The sequence below is a fragment of the Halopseudomonas aestusnigri genome (genome assembly GCF_002197985.1).
Classification (GTDB): domain Bacteria; phylum Pseudomonadota; class Gammaproteobacteria; order Pseudomonadales; family Pseudomonadaceae; genus Halopseudomonas; species Halopseudomonas aestusnigri.
In genome coordinates, this window is record NZ_NBYK01000004.1 from 235,323 (window position 1) to 251,160 (window position 15,838).

The window sequence follows — 15,838 nt, forward strand, 5'->3', positions numbered from 1 at the left end:
GCAGTGCAGGCAGCGTACACCGTGCATTGATTTGACTCAGGTCATGCCAATGGCACAGCGAACGCCTTCAAGCTCATTTATCATGAGTGACCGCGCGCACTTTCGGATGCTTGCTGACACAGAACAAGCCGAATCAATAGTGCCCCGAAGACGGGGACGAGCAGGAGCCTCTATGACACGACAGAATGCGTACACCCGGGAAGAGCTGCTCAAATGCAGCCGTGGCGAGATGTTTGGCCCCGGAAACGCACAACTTCCAGCCCCCAACATGCTGATGATCGACCGTATTACGCACATCAGCGAGACCGGCGGTAAATACGGCAAGGGCGAAATCGTTGCCGAGCTGGATATCACCCCTGACCTGTGGTTTTTCGCCTGCCACTTCGAAGGTGACCCGGTCATGCCCGGTTGCCTCGGTCTCGATGCCATGTGGCAGCTCGTTGGCTTCCACCTCGGCTGGCTGGGCTTCCAGGGTCGCGGTCGCGCACTGGGCTCCGGTGAGGTGAAATTCTTCGGTCAGGTCCTGCCTACCGCCAAGAAAGTGACCTACACCATCCACATCAAGCGCACCATGAACCGTGCCCTGACCCTGGGCATCGCCGATGGCAGCGTTGCCGTCGATGGTCGCGAGATCTACAGCGCAGAAGGTCTGCGTGTGGGTCTGTTCACTTCTACCGATAGTTTCTGAGGATCATCACTATGCGTCGCGTCGTGATTACCGGCATGGGCATCGTTTCCTGCCTGGGCCAGGACCTGGACTCCGTTTCTGCCAGTCTGAAAGAGGGCAAATCCGGCATCCGTTTCAATCCCTCGTACGCCGAGATGGGTCTGCGCAGCCACGTTTCCGGTTCCGTGGACATCGACCTTGATGCCGCCATCGACCGCAAGGTCAAGCGCTTCATGGGTGATGCTGCCGCCTACGCCTACCTGTCCATGCAGCAGGCCATCGCCGATGCGGGCCTGGCTGACGATCAGGTGAGCAACGTGCGCACCGGTCTGGTTGCCGGCAGCGGTGGCGCCTCCACTCTGAACCAGATGGAAGCCATCGACATTCTGCGCGAGAAAGGCGTCAAGAAGATCGGGCCCTACCGCGTGCCGCGCACCATGGGCAGCACCGTTTCTGCCTGTCTGGCGACGCCGTTCAAGATCAAGGGCGTCAACTACTCCATCTCCTCTGCCTGCGCCACCAGCGCGCACTGTATCGGCCACGCAGCTGAACTGATCCAGCTGGGCAAGCAGGACATCGTCTTCGCTGGCGGTGGTGAAGAGGAACACTGGTCTCAGACCATGCTGTTCGACGCCATGGGCGCCCTCTCCACTCAGTACAACGAAACGCCCGAAAAGGCGTCTCGCGCCTACGATGCCAACCGTGACGGCTTCGTCATCGCTGGTGGCGGCGGCATGGTCGTTGTTGAGGAGCTGGAACACGCTCTGGCCCGCGGTGCCAAGATCTACGCTGAAGTGGTTGGCTACGGTGCTACCTCTGACGGTTACGACATGGTCGCACCGAGCGGCGAAGGCGCAGTGCGCTGCATGCAGCAGGCGCTGGCGACCGTTGAAGGCACTATCGATTACCTGAACACCCACGGCACCTCTACTCCGGTCGGCGACGTTGCCGAACTGAAGGCGATCCGTGAGGTATTTGGCGATAAGGCACCCAAGATCAGCTCCACCAAGAGCCTGTCGGGTCACTCGCTGGGGGCTGCCGGCGTACAGGAAGCGATCTACTGCATGCTGATGCTGCGAGACAACTTCCTGACCGCCTCGGCCAACATCGAAGAACTGGACGAAAACGCCGGCGATCTGCCGATTCTGCGTGAGCGTCTGGATCAGGCCGTCGATCTGATCATGTCCAACAGCTTTGGTTTCGGTGGTACCAACGCCACCCTGATTCTCAAGCGCTGGAACGACGCGTGATCCTGATCCGCTGAAAAAGAGCCGCAGCTTTCGCTGCGGTTTTTTTTGCCCACCGATCAGGCATCCTGCCCCACCTTCTGCACCACAACCACGCACGCTGCGCAGCCAGGAGCGGCAAAATACCCCATTGCGCGCATTATCCAGGCACTGGCTTGGTTTTTGCTTGCCCCTTAAATGATGGCAGAGTGACACAAACCGCCGACAAGGAGTACGTATGGGGATCTTCAATATCGCCCGCTACAACCGCGAGTCAGGCAGCAGCACAGATGCACTGTTCAAGGATATGAATCTCGCTGCCGAGCTGCCGCAGCAATACGGCCCGCTAGCACACCTCAACACATTTGCCCGGGAACTCCAGAAACGCATCACCCTGAGTCTGCATGCCGCGGTGGGTATTGCTGCACACGCCCCCGAGTTGGCGCGCATTGCCGCCGACAGCCGTGCCCATGGTGAACAACTGGCCCAGTCTTCAGAGGAGATTGCCAGCGCCACCGAACAGGTCAGCACCACCCTGGACTCTGAGCTGGTTCCCGGAGCAACTGCGGTTTCACAACTGTCCAGCGAAGTCAGCACACAATTGCGACAGTGCGAGCAGGACAGCAGTAATGTTCTCAGCCAGGTTGATACCATTAACGGCTGCGAAAGCGAGCTGACCGCCCAGATCGGTGAAATCGGCAAACAACTGGAAGAAATCACCCAGGTCATCGGCATGATTGCCAACATCTCCCAACAAACCAACCTGCTGGCACTCAATGCCGCTATTGAAGCGGCCCGGGCTGGTGAACAGGGACGCGGCTTTGCCGTGGTCGCCGATGAGGTCCGAACACTCGCCGGCAAGACCACCGCTGCGACCGACAAGGTCGCCGAGATCATCGATAACTTCCGCTCCGGCATGCAAAGCCTTAACAATGCCAGCGCCCAGATGCAGGCAGCGGTCGCCAACGGCCGCGAACGCATCATCAGCATGGATCGCAGCCTGAGCGAAGCGACCTCAGCCATGGGGCAGCTGGATCAGCGAATCGCCAGCATTGCCAGCGGTGCAGAGCAGATCGGCGCTGCGGTGCGTTCGGTGAGCCAGGATGTGCAGAGTGTTGCCGGGGTGGCCAGCGCGATGATGCAAAAAGCCTCCTCGGTACTGGAGCACAGTGAAGCAGTGCGCAGTGAGGGCGACCGGCTACTGGAAGGTCTCGGCGGCTTCCAGCTTGGTGTTCATCAGGTGATCCGCCAACGCGTCACCGAAATGGCTGCCAGCGCCGAGCTGTCCCGCGGCGGTGCTAGCGCAGAGCAAGCCATGCGGCGCTGGATGGATCAGGACGGTCGATTTGAGCTGATGTATCTGGTTGGCGCAGATGGTGTGCAGGTCAGCGAGAACATTCTGAGTGCCGACCTGCAAGACGGCAGCCGCAGCAGTGCACGGGGTAAAAATTGGTCAAACCGCCCGTGGTTCTCCAACGTACGCGATACGCTATCGCCGTTCATCAGCGACGTTTACCGCTCCGCCGCTACCGATGGCTTCTGCTTCACCCTGTCGGCGCCGGTGCTGGATGAGCGCGGACAGCTGCGATACGTTCTGGGGGCCGATATCCGGCTTTCTGCGCTGCTCCAGGAAGGACACTCGCAGCAGGCGCATGGCAGAGTAAACGCGCCTGAAACGCATCCAGTCTGGGCGTAGAAACCGATAATCCATAGCCGGGCAGCCGCGATAAGGCTGCCCGGCCTGCACTCAGAAGCGGTAATTCATACCCACTTCAAACGAGCGCTCGGGGCCGACATAGATACCCTGACGCAAGCCGGTAATGTAGCGCTTGTCGGTCAGATTCTTAACCGCACCCTGCAGACGCAGATGATCGTTCACCTGATACTGAGCCAGCAGGTCGTACAGGGTATAGGAGCGAATCTGACCACCCCAAATACCACCCTCGGCGCCAGCCGGAATATCCTTGCGATTGCCGGCATCACCAAACTGCTCGCCCCGATAATGCACATTGAGCGCACCACTGAAACGACCATCGGTGTAATTAAGCCCAGCGTTGGCCAGGTATTCCGGCGCATAAGGCAGACGGTTACCTTTGTTGTCACCAGAGCGGAATTCGGACTCAGGCACCCAGGTCAGGTTGGTATCGATACTGAAGCCACCACCCAGCTCAACGCTCAACGCAGCTTCAAGACCGTAGTGCAGTGTCTTGCCTGCATTGGACTGCGACAGGTTCGGATCACTGTTGCCCGTTACGACCTGATTATCGAAGTTCATGTAGAACGCAGTGACGTCGTAAGTGTAGGCACCATTACTGCCACGCAGACCAAACTCATAGTTGTCTGAACGCTCACCGTCGAGGTTCTGATCTACCAGGCCGTCCAGTGCAACGCCGTTGGATGCAGGAGAGAACGCGCGGTAGGCACCACCGTAAAGCTGGGCAGCGGGCATCAACTGATAGGTAAAGCCGATTCCGGGCAGCCACTCGGTGTTGGAGGTGGTTTCAGATGCACCGTTATCGGTAAGCACCTTGCGCTTCTGCTCGTAGGACTCAACGCGCAGACCGGGCGTAATGGCCAAGCGCTCGCTGATCACAAAGCGGTTTTGCACATAGGCGGCAACGCTCTCAGCACTATCCTCCAGATGACGGTCGTTGATACCGGTGCGATCCTGATCGCGCGTGGCCCGAATACGCTTGTCATCCGACTCTTCCTGCATAAAACGCAAGCCAAACTCGGCCTCGCTCATCAAGCCGAACAGATTGTGATCCAGCATCAGGCGCGTTTCTGCACCCAGTCGCTCAAAGCTGCGATTGTTTCCAGTCAGCGAATCGGTATAAACCCAGCGACCAGCCGCATTCGAGGCCGCGGTATCTACCGAGTAACGCCAATAATCACGTGTCATCTCGCTCCAGTAGACCAGCGTCTGAAGAGTCGCCTGGTCGGACAGGAACCATTCATGGTTGATATCAAAGGCACGGCGGTCAGTCAGGAAGTAATCGTCCGGTGCAGGATTGTATGTACGACCATCCCTGTAGTCCTGCAGGAACAAGCCGCGATAGGAGATATTCGCGTCGTTCTCGTACCATGAGAATTTGACGCCGAGGTTCTGGTTATCGCCAATCGCGCTACCGGCCTTCAGCATCAGATCGGTCATATCGTAGTCGCGATCAAGAAAACCGTCGCTGCGCGCCTTTGTTGCGACCAGACCTGCGTAGGCATCGCCTGACAGGCTGCGACCACCGGCTTCGAGGGTAGCCTCACGAGTGTTGAACGACCCGATACGGGTGGACACTGCAACACCCTCAGGTGTTTTGGTCTTGTAGTTGATCACCCCGCCGATCGTCGAGGGGCCGTAGCGCAGGGACGACGATCCCTTGAGCACCTCAACACCTTCCATGCGCTGAATACGGGGATTGTAGTAGCGGTCATTTCCGATGAACAGGCCGGGCGCAACCGGAACACCGTCTTCCAGCACCAATGACTTGGACTCGCTGGCCGACAATCCGCGAATACCGATATTGCTGACCACTGCAGACTCTTCCTCGGTCTTGACGTTAATCCCGGGAATGCGACGCAGCACATCCTCTGTCGAACTCGGCTGCAGGCGTTCAATTTCTTCCCGAGTAATAACCACGACGGCGCCGGTCTGGCGTGAACGGTCGTCTTCACCGTAACCGACAACATCGATTGCAGGCAGGGTCAGCGTAGTTTCAGAGTCTGCAAGGGCATTGGCCGGCAGGGCTGCAGCGGCTACGGCAATCGCCACCAGGTGGCGCGCAAAAAACGGTGTTGTTTTCATGAGTGTTCCTGTTACTGAAATAGAATCTCCCCTCCCCGGAGAGCACTCGGTTGCGGCCCGCACTGCGGTGGGCACGGCAAACTTCGGGCGCAATCTAAACGTAAATGATAAATATTGTTAATTAGATATATGTTTAATTATATTTCGCCAAGTAGGCGCCCTGCTGGGCCAGCGGCGATAGAACAGATCGATGAGGGCAAACAGTACTGCTGAGGGTGGGTATCAACCCAAGAGGAAACAACACGAGATGCCACCAAAGCGCTTAGCTCCTCGGCAGCGTCCCTGCGATATATTCAGATGGCAGCGGCCTGCTGACGTACGCTTACGCGATGTGCCATAAACGCCATCAGCACGGTCAAGACACCACAAACCGCCATAACACCGGCCATCGGCACTGCGCTGTCGTTGTGCAGCAGCCCGACCAGCGCCGAGGTGATACCGGCGATGATGAACTGCATGGTGCCCATCAGCGCCGAGGCCACACCGGCCTGATGACCGTGCCCCGCCAACGCGCAGGCAGACGCATTCGGCAGCAACAGGGCGATAACACCAACACTGGCGTACAGCGGTGGCATGAACAGCCACAGGCTATCCACATCAAGCCAGGCAACCAGCAGCAGCGTCCAGGTCGCCAGCATGTAGACAGCGGCGATGCGCTTGATCAGTTGCAGCTGGGTCCAGCGGCGCAACATGCGGCTATTGAGCTGTGCCGACAAAATAAAGCAGGTCGCTACACTGCCAAACAACCAGGCGAAGCTGTCTGCCGGGACCTGAAACAGCTCCATGAACACATAAGGCGAACCGGCGATGTAGGCAAACATCCCTGCCATCGCGACCCCGCCGGTCAGCGCGTGAAACATGAACAGAGGCTCGCGCAGCAGCTCCAGGTAGCGCCCAAGCGAGGTTCTCAGCGGCGGTGGCGTCAGGTGCTGCGGCAGGGTTTCCGGCAGGAAGAAATAGACCGCCAGGGCGAAGATCGCCGAGAACAGCGCCAGAAACAGGAAGATGCTTTCCCAGCCGCCAATCAGCAATAACGTACTACCCAGCAACGGCGCCAAAATCGGCGCCACGCCCATGATCAGCATCAACTGGGAAAACGCCTTGGCTGCATCAATTGGCGCACACAGATCGCGCACCACTGCCCGGTTGACCACCATGCCCGCACAGCCACCCAACGCCTGAGCGAAACGCGCGGCAAGCAGCCACTCCAGAGTCGGGGCGAACGCACACGCCAGCGAGGCGAGGCAAAACAGGCCGATACCGAACAGCAGCGGCCCTCGGCGCCCATACAGGTCAGCTAGCGGACCATAAACCAGTTGCCCACTGGCCAGCCCGAGGAAATAGACCGACAGGCTCAACTGAACCTGCTCGGGGTCTGCCGCCAATGCGGCGCCAATGGCCGGAAAGGCAGGCAGATACATGTCGATGGCAAGCGGGCCAAAGGCGCTCAGGCCACCCAGAATGAGCAGGATGTAAAACGGCATGAAACGGATATCCGTGGTAGCAATCGCCGTGCAACAGCGCACAGGCGCCATTGCAGAGACAGTCAGGGTCAGTCAGCAGACCGACATGATGCCAGAATATGCCGCCTACTGCCCTGCCGTGTCGCTGTCACAGACTGCCTGGTGGTACCGAAACGATCGGCGCTCGCCTGCTCAGTCTTCGTGCAAGCGTGCGTTCAGCTCATCAACCAGGGGCGCCCACTCGGCGTCTTCACGCATCTGCTGGCTGAGAAAGGCCGACTGTGAGGGTGTCCAGAACGGCGCATCAACCAGGCGGGTATCGTGCGCCAGCGAATGACTGGCAAAAAAGGCATCGATGCTCTCTGCATCCGACGCCAAACCGAGCTGCTCAAACAAGGTGCCGAGGTCTTTCTGGTGCAGTTCCATCATGATTCTCCCTGCTGGGGTTGAACTCAGATCCTGTTTACACAGAGTAGCCCGTTTTGCTCAAGTTCCTTGCCCTGATGCCGGATCGTAACGATCAGCAGCAGCCTGCAGCCAGGCCTCCAGGTCCCTGCGGCGCACCTTTTGCCGCTTCGCATCATTCAGACAAGCCAGCATGTAGTCGCGACGGGCCGGATCCTCGCCTGCCATCGACAGTGCCAGATCGCGATCAGTCCAGCGGCGAATGCGCACAAACAGCCACCAGTGAAAATACAGACCACTCAGGGTCGCGATCGCAATAATCAGATAATCCATGACTCCCGCCCTTGTTTGCTTCTCAGCGCAAGCATGGCACAGTCACTCAGCTGCGGGTACCGCTGCGGCACTGGGTCGCGGCCGGTAGAACATCACCAGATTGCCGAACAGGATCAGCACCAGCCCGATCACCGCCATGCCGGACCACTGGTAGCCCTCAAATACGGTTGACAGGCCCAGCGCTATCAAGGGAAACAGCACCGTCGCGTAGGCAGCCGCTCCGGCACCAATACGCCCGACCAGCGCAAAGTAGGCGGCAAAGCCGATAATCGAGCCGACGACCGCCAGATACAGCAGCGAGCCAATGTAGGTCGGACTCCAATCGACTATGAAAGCGTCACCGCGCAACAGCGCCAGCAGCAGCATCGCCAACGCGCCGTACCCCATCGCATAGGCATTGGTGGAGAGGATATCCAGCCCCCGGCGTTGATGACGCACGCTGATCATGTTGCCGAGTGAAAAGCCATAGGTGCCCAGCAGGCTCAGGCCGATGCCAGTCAGCACCAGCGCGCTGAGGTGGGCCGAACGCAGATCGTGCCAAAACAGACAGACAATGCCGACCAGCCCCAGCAGGTTGGCCCAGAGCAAACGGCGCCCCGGGCGCAGGCCGAAAAACAGTGCGCTGTTGGCGGCATTGAACAGGGTTGCCAGTGAAAACAGCACTGACTCCAGTCCGCTGTTGATATAGGCATTGGCCGAATAGAAACAGTAAAAATTCAACCCGAACACGCACACACCCTGCAGCATGCAGAACAGATGATCACGCCCGCCGATGCGCCTAAGCCTGCCCAGCAACGACAGCAGCACCAGCATCAGACCCGCCGCCAGCGCAAAGCGATAGAACACCGATACCAGCGGCGCAACCGTGCCGGTCTGCATGGAAATGGCGATCCAGGTGGTACCCCAGATCAGGACGGTAGCGGCATACAGCAATACATTCATGATGCAGTCTCTGGTAATGGCGGCCCAGTATCGGCCCTGCGCGCTGCGCCGGCTTGCGCGGTCTTGCTGCCGACTTGCACAAACCTGCGCTTATCTGCCGGGTGGTGCGCTGCCAACTTGGCGCAGCGCACCGGCCCGCATACCATGGGCGACAGGTCACGGTACACGGAGCAACCATGTCAGACGAACGCTTTCAGGTATTCGACAGCCTGCAGCGGCACAACACCCGGCTGCGGGACAGCACGCGGCTGGGCAATGGCGTCGGGCTGGCCTCCTGGTACAACGAGCAGGACCTGATCGATCTGGAAAACGCCGATCACCACACCCTCAGCCTGTATATCGCCGATGGCTACCAGTCCTACTTCAAAAGCACCGACGGCTGGCACAACGGCGGCGGACCAGATCGGCTGTGCCTGATGCCCCGGCAGTACGCATCCACCTGGAATATCCGCGGACCGCTGTCGTTCGTTCACCTGTATTTCACCGACGCCCATCTGCGCCAGCTGGCGGAACAAACCTGGGATCGCAGCCCGCTGGAGCTGAGCGTCAACGAGCAGCTGTTTGCAGACGACCCACAGATCGCCCTGCTCTACCGCCATTTTCTGCTGACCAGCAACTGGCACGACCGCAGCGACAGCCTGACTCTCAGCAGCGCCAGCAATCTGCTGCTCAATCACGTTCTCAAACACTACACCCAGGTCAGCTGGCAGGCCCCCGCCATCAAGGGCGGGCTTGCGCCAGCACAGGTCCGGCATATCCGCGACTACATCGACAGCCATCTGGATCAGCCGCTGCAACTGGCCGACCTGGCAGCCCTGTGCCAACTGAGCGAATACCACTTCGCGCGGATGTTCAAGCAGAGTATTGGCCTGCCGCCGCACCGCTACGTGCAGCAGCAGCGCCTGGCAAAGGCGCAACAGTTGCTGCGCTACAGCACCGTCAGCCTGCTGCAGGTCGCACTGCGCTGCGGCTTCAGTTCAGCAGCCCACTTCAGCAATCGCTTCCGCCAGCAGACCGGCATCAGCCCATCGCAGTACCGCAGCCAGTGGCAACAAGGCCACTAGGCACAGGAGGCATCAGGTTGCGCGGCGCACCAATGTCAGCATCCCTGCGGCCGCAGCAAACAACCCGGCAAAGGTGCGATTGAGCAGCCGCTGCTGGCGTGGTGAGCGCAACAGGCGCAGCACCCGCGCCGCCAGACCCGTGTAACCCGCCATGACGATCAGGTCGACGGTAATCATGGTCAGCCCCATGATCAGATACTGACTGAGCAGCGGCCGGGAGACATCCAGAAATTGCGGCAGCACGGCCAGCATGAATACCACCGCCTTGGGATTGCTGACATTGATCAGCAAGCCCCTGAACACCAGCGCCAACGGTTGCCCAAGTGCACGCGGAGCCTGCGTCTCGTCCACCTGCATGGTCGGCGCTCGCCACTGGCGCCAGGCCAGATACAGCAAATACAACACCCCGAACCACTTGATCAGCGTGAATGCCAGCGCAGATGCGGCCAGCACCGCACCAACGCCCGCCGCCACCACCGCAATCTGCACCACCAGCCCCAACTGCAAACCGAGCGCAGTCCAGTAACCACGAGCAAAACCGTAATTCAGACCGCTGGACATTGAAGCAATGGCACCGGCGCCCGGTGACAGGCTGATGATCCAGCAGGCAACAAAGAACGCCAGCCAGGTTTCGATCGACATCGAACGGCTCCAGAAAAATTCAGTTAAGCGGCAATGCTAGCAAAACCACCGATGGCCGGCGCGATACAGCTGGCAGGAAAATCAGCCCTGAGCTGTACTGCGGCCCACCACCGCCAGAGGAACCACCCGCGCCTCGCGCTGGGCCAGATAACGGGTGCAGCTCACCCGCAGGAAAGACGCAAAATTCACCACCTCGCCGCGCAGCTCCATCACCTCGTCATACAGCTTGGTGATCAGCTGATTGGTGGTCATGTCGTCCACCTCGGCGATCTCCTGCAGGATGTCCCAGAACTGGTTTTCCAGTCTCAAGGTAGTCACCACACCACGGATGCGCAGCGAACGCGAGCGCGACTCGTACAGAATCGGGTCTGCCTTTACGTAGAGTTCACACATGCAGCTCTCCTCTGCAGGGGCTGACCGCAGCCAGCCCCGCATGAATCAGAGTTCGATTCGGGCGCCCAGCAACTTCACGAACGCCGCTAGCCAGCGCGGATGGGACGGCCAGGCCGGCGCAGTCACCAGGTTGCCCTGAACATGGGCCTGATCGGCGGCGATGTCGATGTAAGTGCCACCCGCCAGGCGCACATCCGGCCCGCACGCAGGATACGCACTGCACTCGCGCCCTTCCAGCACACCGGCAGCCGCCAGCAGCTGCGCACCGTGGCAGACCGCCGCAATTGGCTTGTTGACCGCATTGAACGCCTGCACCAGCGCAATCACATCGGCGTTAAGCCGCAGGTACTCCGGCGCCCGACCGCCCGGAATCACCAGGCCCACATAGTCATCGACCTTAACAGCGGCAAAATCGTGGGTCAGGGCAAACAGGTGACCCGGCTTCTCGGTGTAGGTCTGGTCACCCTCAAAGTCGTGAATCGCCGTCTTGACCGTCTGGCCAGCGGTCTTGTCCGGACACACCGCATGCACCTCATAGCCCAGCATGCTCAGCGCCTGAAACGGCACCATGGTTTCGTAGTCTTCGGTAAAGTCGCCGGCCAGCAGCAGAATCTTCTTGGTGGACATCACTGTTCCTCCTTGCGGGTGTTTGAGCGCCCATCATGCGCCCTTGCTTGCGCCGACGGGTAACAACGGGTTACTACATCGCCTTGAGCGAGCGGATGCAGTCTGGTTCACAGATTCCGCCCCACCAACAACACCGGCACATACCCTGAATAAAATCTCAAAAAACACTCACAACCTATTGATTTTATGTAATTTAACAACCAGAGAAGCGGGTGGAAAACAGATAAATCGCCAGTCTGAACGCGAACCCGATCACAGGGTGGCCGTTTGGCAGCCCCGCACCAGCTCACTAGCATGCGCCAACCCGGTTCGATTCGACCAGGCTGGGCGGACAGGAGGTCCGTCGGCACCCAGGAAAGGAAAGTCGCATGTCATCCGTCGCTGTCACACCCGGCACCCGCCCCGCCGCAGACCTGCCCGATCTGCGCGACTGCGACGCCTATGTGCGACTGGAGCAGGTATTCTCGCGTCTCGACTCACCGCACCAGCAGCCCCAACCTGATTGGCAGCAGCTGGCCGATACTGCCAGCGATCTGCTTGCGCGGGGCATGGACCTGCGCGTTGCCGGCTGGCGAACGTTTGCTCTGATTCGGCTGCAGCAACTCGAGCAGGCAGCTGGCAGCCTGCAGCAGATTACCAGCGCTATCAGCAGCGCCTGGGAAAGCAGCCTGCCGGCAAGGGCGCGCGCCAAACTGGCAGCGCTGCAGTGGCTCCAAACGTCGCTGGCGCGCCAAGCGCGCGTCTTGTGCTGCGCCGAGCACGAGCTGCCCGTGCTGCAAAGTGCAATGCACGCCATTGGCTCGGCCCTGCGGGCACACTCCGTGCTGCACAGTAAGGACTGGCATCAGTTGGCAGGCAGCCTTGCACCAGCAGCGAGCGAGCGCACGGAGAGAGCAGCGCCGGAACCGGCCTCATCCGCCCCCGGCCAGGAGCCGGCCTCAGAGCGCGACTCAATCGGCAGCGAACGCACCGCGCAACAACAGCTACGTCGCCTGCAGGAAGCGGCGACGCCCCTGCTGCAATGGTGGCTCAGCCAGCCAGATCAGCGCGTCAGTGCACTGCAAATGAGCCGCAGCCTCACCTGGGGCGGCATTGGACAACTCCCCCGGCACGACGAACAGAGGCATACCAGCCTGCGTCCACCCCCGGCCGAACGGATCAAGCACTATGACGCGCTGTGGCAGCAGCAAGAGTACGCCCGGCTGTTGCACAACCTCGAAAACAGCTTGCGCAAAGCGCCGTTCTGGCTCGACGGGCACTATCTGGCCGCTCGCTGTTGCCACGCCATGGACGATGCCAACGCGGCTTCGGTCATACAGGCCCATACCCGGTCGCTTGTGCAGCGCCTCCCCGGCCTGGAATGTCTGTGCTTTGACGATGGCAGCCCTTTTGCCAGCCAGGCCACCCAACACTGGCTTCAGCCCCCCGCGGATGCACAGCAGCAGAGCCAGCCAGATAACGCTACGGAGGGCGACACCGCCGCACCGCTGCGCTCCTCAGTCCCGGCTGATACGGCCATGCCGGCAGGCCATACCGACGAGCGCCAGCGCGCGCTGTCACGGCTGCAATGGGCCCGCCGACTGCTGGCCAACGCCCGACACCGGGAGGCAGAGGCCATGCTGGAGCCGCAACTGGCGCAGCTGCAGCAAAGTATGCCGCTTGCCATCTGGGACAAGCAGCTACTCAGCGAGACCCTCCAGCTGTTGCACCAGAGCCTTGCCCCACGGCGCGACAGCACCAGTCAAGAACGCTGCCAGGCGCTGCAGCAACAGCTGCACTGGCTGAGTTTCCAAGATCCCCTTGAGCAGGCCACCCGGCCTGAACCGCATGGAGAAGCTCTATGACAAAAGACACCACGGTCGCCCCGCGCGAGCGCATCAACGTGACCTTCACCCCAAACACCGGTGACCAGCAACAGGAGATTGAACTGCCGCTGAAGCTGATGGTGCTGGGCGACTTCACCCAGCGCAGGGACGAGCGCAGCATTGAGCAGCGCAAGCCCATCGCAATCGACAAAAACAGCTTCGAGGATGTGCTGGCCAAACAGGATCTGCGCCTGACCTTCAATGTTCCCAATCGATTGCAGGAGGAGGACGCCGACAGCGAGTTGCCGGTCGAACTCGACATCCGCTCGATGTCCGACTTCAACCCGGCCAGCGTGGTCGAACAGGTCCCGGAACTGCGTCAACTGATGGAGCTACGCGAAGCCCTGGTCGCCCTCAAGGGGCCGCTGGGCAACACACCGGCCTTCCGCCAGGCAATTGAAGCGCTGCTGCGCGACGACCAGTCACGTGAACAGATCCTGACCGAACTCGGCCTCCCTCCGACCCCGTGACGCACCCTACAGGAGCCCTCTCCATGCAAAGCCAATCCACCGCTCGGGCAAACAAACCGTTGACCAACGGCAGTCTGCTCGACCGCGTTATCGCCGAAACCCAGCTGACCCGGGAGGACGAATCCTATGCGATCGCCCGCCGGGGCGTGGGCGCCTTCATCAGCGAACTGCTGAAACCCCACAACCGCCAGGAGCCAGTCAAGAAGGCAATGGTCGACCGGATGATCGCAGAGATCGACAGCAAGCTGAGCCGTCAGGTTGACGCCATCTTGCACCATCCCGACTTTCAGCAGCTGGAATCGGCCTGGCGCGGCCTGAAGCTGCTGGTTGCACGCACCGACTTTCGGGAGAACATCCGCATCGAGCTGATCAATGCCTCCAGAGATGATCTGCTGGAGGACTTTGAAGACAGCCCGGAGCTTGTGCAGTCCGGTCTTTACAAACACGTATACACGGCCGAGTACGGCCAGTTTGGTGGGCAGCCGGTCGGCGCCATGATCGCCAACTACCAGTTTGGTCCGGGTACGCAGGATATTCGCCTGCTGCAACAGGTGGCCGGCGTGGCCGCCATGGCACACGCCCCGTTCATCGCAGCAGCTGGCCCCGCCTTCTTCGGACTCAAGAGCTTCCACGGCCTGCCCGACCTGAAAGACATGCAGGACCATTTCGAGGGCCCGCTGTTCAGCAAGTGGCAGGGGTTCAGGGAGAGCGAGGATGCACGCTATGTCGGTCTGACGCTGCCCCGTTTCCTGCTGCGCACACCCTACGATCCTGAAGATAACCCGGTCCGCAGTTTTGCCTACCGCGAAACCGTCAGCGACAGCCATGAGGACTACCTTTGGGGCAACGCTGCATTCGCCTTCGCCAGCCGCCTGACCGACAGTTTCGCCCGCTATCGCTGGTGCCCCAACATCATCGGCCCGCAGAGCGGTGGCGCCGTTGATGATTTGCCATTGCATCATTTCTCCAGCATGGGCGAGATCGAAACCAAGATCCCCACCGAAGTACTGGTCTCGGACCGTCGAGAATACGAGCTGGCAGAAGCCGGTTTTATTGCCCTGACCATGCGCAAGGGCAGCGACAATGCGGCGTTCTTCTCCGCAAACTCGGCACAGAAACCCCGCTACTTCGGCAACAGCGCCGAGGGCAAGGCAACCGAACTCAACTTCAGGCTGGGTACGCAACTGCCCTACCTGTTCATCATCAACCGCCTGGCCCACTATCTGAAAGTGCTGCAACGCGAGCAGATCGGCGCCTGGAAAGAGCGCACCGACCTGGAGTTGGAACTGAACCGCTGGATTCGCCAGTACGTTGCAGACCAGGACAACCCGAGCGCAGAGGTGCGCGGGCGCCGGCCACTGCGGGCAGCCTCCATCGGCGTCGAGGATGTTGCCGGCCAGCCGGGCTGGTATCGGGTCAGTCTCAGCGTTCGCCCTCACTTCAAGTACATGGGCGCTGACTTCACGCTGTCGCTGGTCGGCAAGCTGGATCGCGAATGATGACAAGGCCCGGATACGGCTCCTTGCTGGAGCGCCTCAGCGGCAGCGACCGGTCCCGCTCCGGTCTGCCAGGCGCCGAGGCCGCCAGTGCCTCGGTGATGGCCCAGCTGGCGCGCATGCTCAGCACCCGCGCCGGCAGCGTACAGATGCTGCCCGACTACGGCCTACCCGAACTGAACGATATGCGACTGACGCTGCATGACACCCGGCAGCAGGCACGCGCGGCGATAGAGCGCTTCATCAGCCGCTACGAGCCGCGTCTGCGCGAGGTGCGGGTCAGCTGTCAGCATGATGCTAGTGACCCGCTGCGCCTGGCCTTCATCATCAACGCCCGGCTCAACTTGCCGGAGCTGCGGCAGCCAGTCACCTTCAGTGTGCAACTCGACGGCCAGGGCAAGGCTGCAGTGACCCTGCAGCGAGACGACTCCGACATCTGAATCCAC

Annotated in this window: 16 protein-coding genes; 8 read left to right on the forward strand and 8 right to left on the reverse strand. The window is 60.5% G+C overall.

Annotated features, from left to right (window positions below):
* Positions 1-172: 172 nt before the first annotated feature.
* The 3 genes from fabA (at position 173) to B7O88_RS08775 (ending at position 3,589) form a co-directional block, all read left to right on the forward strand.
* Positions 173-688: a 3-hydroxyacyl-[acyl-carrier-protein] dehydratase FabA gene (fabA, locus tag B7O88_RS08765; RefSeq protein WP_088275273.1), complete on the forward strand. Its 516-nt coding sequence runs from the start codon at positions 173-175 to the stop codon at positions 686-688.
* Positions 689-699: 11 nt separating this feature from the next.
* Entirely contained in the window at positions 700-1,917 is a 1,218-nt protein-coding gene (fabB, locus tag B7O88_RS08770) for a beta-ketoacyl-ACP synthase I (RefSeq protein WP_088275275.1), read from the forward strand.
* Between the two features lie 214 nt (positions 1,918-2,131).
* A complete protein-coding gene (locus B7O88_RS08775) occupies positions 2,132-3,589 on the forward strand; it encodes a methyl-accepting chemotaxis protein (RefSeq protein WP_088275277.1) in 1,458 nt (485 codons plus the stop codon).
* A gap of 51 nt (positions 3,590-3,640) precedes the next feature.
* Here B7O88_RS08775 and B7O88_RS08780 read toward each other — a convergent pair whose 3' ends face one another.
* From B7O88_RS08780 to B7O88_RS08800, 5 genes are all read right to left on the reverse strand, one after another.
* The gene (locus B7O88_RS08780; RefSeq protein WP_088275279.1) at positions 3,641-5,692 is read right to left on the reverse strand and encodes a TonB-dependent receptor family protein; all 2,052 of its coding nucleotides are present in this window, start codon (positions 5,690-5,692) and stop codon (positions 3,641-3,643) included.
* A gap of 293 nt (positions 5,693-5,985) precedes the next feature.
* On the reverse strand, positions 5,986-7,176 hold the full coding sequence (locus B7O88_RS08785) for a multidrug effflux MFS transporter (protein ID WP_088275281.1): 1,191 nt from the start codon (positions 7,174-7,176) through the stop codon (positions 5,986-5,988).
* A gap of 171 nt (positions 7,177-7,347) precedes the next feature.
* Positions 7,348-7,581, reverse strand: coding sequence for a DUF2789 domain-containing protein (locus B7O88_RS08790; protein WP_088275423.1), 234 nt, complete (start codon positions 7,579-7,581; stop codon positions 7,348-7,350).
* A 60-nt stretch (positions 7,582-7,641) separates the two neighbouring features.
* The gene (locus B7O88_RS08795; protein ID WP_088275283.1) at positions 7,642-7,893 is read right to left on the reverse strand and encodes a hypothetical protein; all 252 of its coding nucleotides are present in this window, start codon (positions 7,891-7,893) and stop codon (positions 7,642-7,644) included.
* 42 nt (positions 7,894-7,935) lie between these two features.
* Complete coding sequence (locus tag B7O88_RS08800; RefSeq protein WP_088275285.1) at positions 7,936-8,835, reverse strand: DMT family transporter; 900 nt, start codon at positions 8,833-8,835, stop codon at positions 7,936-7,938.
* Between the two features lie 176 nt (positions 8,836-9,011).
* Here B7O88_RS08800 and B7O88_RS08805 point away from each other — a divergent pair, with 176 nt between their 5' ends.
* The gene (locus tag B7O88_RS08805; protein WP_088275287.1) at positions 9,012-9,899 is read left to right on the forward strand and encodes a helix-turn-helix domain-containing protein; all 888 of its coding nucleotides are present in this window, start codon (positions 9,012-9,014) and stop codon (positions 9,897-9,899) included.
* Between the two features lie 12 nt (positions 9,900-9,911).
* Here B7O88_RS08805 and B7O88_RS08810 read toward each other — a convergent pair whose 3' ends face one another.
* From B7O88_RS08810 to B7O88_RS08820, 3 genes are all read right to left on the reverse strand, one after another.
* Positions 9,912-10,541, reverse strand: coding sequence for a LysE family transporter (locus B7O88_RS08810; protein WP_088275289.1), 630 nt, complete (start codon positions 10,539-10,541; stop codon positions 9,912-9,914).
* A gap of 81 nt (positions 10,542-10,622) precedes the next feature.
* Positions 10,623-10,934: a ribbon-helix-helix domain-containing protein gene (locus B7O88_RS08815; protein WP_088275291.1), complete on the reverse strand. Its 312-nt coding sequence runs from the start codon at positions 10,932-10,934 to the stop codon at positions 10,623-10,625.
* Positions 10,935-10,979: 45 nt separating this feature from the next.
* A complete protein-coding gene (locus B7O88_RS08820) occupies positions 10,980-11,561 on the reverse strand; it encodes a DJ-1/PfpI family protein (RefSeq protein ID WP_088275293.1) in 582 nt (193 codons plus the stop codon).
* A 368-nt stretch (positions 11,562-11,929) separates the two neighbouring features.
* On the opposite strand from B7O88_RS08820, the gene B7O88_RS08825 reads away from it, so the two are divergent.
* From B7O88_RS08825 to tssE, 4 genes are read left to right on the forward strand one after another with little or no spacing between them, the layout of a single operon-like run.
* Positions 11,930-13,405, forward strand: coding sequence for a TssA family type VI secretion system protein (locus B7O88_RS08825; protein WP_088275295.1), 1,476 nt, complete (start codon positions 11,930-11,932; stop codon positions 13,403-13,405).
* Positions 13,402-13,896: a type VI secretion system contractile sheath small subunit gene (tssB, locus tag B7O88_RS08830; protein WP_088275297.1), complete on the forward strand. Its 495-nt coding sequence runs from the start codon at positions 13,402-13,404 to the stop codon at positions 13,894-13,896. The genes B7O88_RS08825 and tssB overlap by 4 nt, the downstream gene beginning before the upstream one ends.
* 23 nt (positions 13,897-13,919) lie before the next feature.
* Entirely contained in the window at positions 13,920-15,395 is a 1,476-nt protein-coding gene (gene tssC, locus B7O88_RS08835; RefSeq protein ID WP_088275299.1) for a type VI secretion system contractile sheath large subunit, read from the forward strand.
* Complete coding sequence (gene tssE, locus B7O88_RS08840) at positions 15,392-15,832, forward strand: type VI secretion system baseplate subunit TssE (protein WP_235005750.1); 441 nt, start codon at positions 15,392-15,394, stop codon at positions 15,830-15,832. The genes tssC and tssE overlap by 4 nt, the downstream gene beginning before the upstream one ends.
* Positions 15,833-15,838: the final 6 nt, after the last annotated feature.

Excerpts from the sequence above, each read along its gene's own strand:
- B7O88_RS08800 (WP_088275285.1), bottom strand. The coding sequence starts at position 8,835 with ATGAATGTATTGCTGTATGCCGCTACCGTCCTGATCTGGGGTACCACC.
- B7O88_RS08795 (WP_088275283.1), bottom strand. The coding sequence starts at position 7,893 with ATGGATTATCTGATTATTGCGATCGCGACCCTGAGTGGTCTGTATTTT.
- fabB (WP_088275275.1), top strand. The coding sequence starts at position 700 with ATGCGTCGCGTCGTGATTACCGGCATGGGCATCGTTTCCTGCCTGGGC.
- fabA (WP_088275273.1), top strand. The coding sequence starts at position 173 with ATGACACGACAGAATGCGTACACCCGGGAAGAGCTGCTCAAATGCAGC.
- tssE (WP_235005750.1), top strand. The coding sequence starts at position 15,392 with ATGATGACAAGGCCCGGATACGGCTCCTTGCTGGAGCGCCTCAGCGGC.
- tssC (WP_088275299.1), top strand. The coding sequence starts at position 13,920 with ATGCAAAGCCAATCCACCGCTCGGGCAAACAAACCGTTGACCAACGGC.
- B7O88_RS08790 (WP_088275423.1), bottom strand. The coding sequence starts at position 7,581 with ATGGAACTGCACCAGAAAGACCTCGGCACCTTGTTTGAGCAGCTCGGT.
- B7O88_RS08825 (WP_088275295.1), top strand. The coding sequence starts at position 11,930 with ATGTCATCCGTCGCTGTCACACCCGGCACCCGCCCCGCCGCAGACCTG.
- tssB (WP_088275297.1), top strand. The coding sequence starts at position 13,402 with ATGACAAAAGACACCACGGTCGCCCCGCGCGAGCGCATCAACGTGACC.
- B7O88_RS08815 (WP_088275291.1), bottom strand. The coding sequence starts at position 10,934 with ATGTGTGAACTCTACGTAAAGGCAGACCCGATTCTGTACGAGTCGCGC.
- B7O88_RS08810 (WP_088275289.1), bottom strand. The coding sequence starts at position 10,541 with ATGTCGATCGAAACCTGGCTGGCGTTCTTTGTTGCCTGCTGGATCATC.
- B7O88_RS08780 (WP_088275279.1), bottom strand. The coding sequence starts at position 5,692 with ATGAAAACAACACCGTTTTTTGCGCGCCACCTGGTGGCGATTGCCGTA.
- B7O88_RS08820 (WP_088275293.1), bottom strand. The coding sequence starts at position 11,561 with ATGTCCACCAAGAAGATTCTGCTGCTGGCCGGCGACTTTACCGAAGAC.
- B7O88_RS08785 (WP_088275281.1), bottom strand. The coding sequence starts at position 7,176 with ATGCCGTTTTACATCCTGCTCATTCTGGGTGGCCTGAGCGCCTTTGGC.
- B7O88_RS08775 (WP_088275277.1), top strand. The coding sequence starts at position 2,132 with ATGGGGATCTTCAATATCGCCCGCTACAACCGCGAGTCAGGCAGCAGC.
- B7O88_RS08805 (WP_088275287.1), top strand. The coding sequence starts at position 9,012 with ATGTCAGACGAACGCTTTCAGGTATTCGACAGCCTGCAGCGGCACAAC.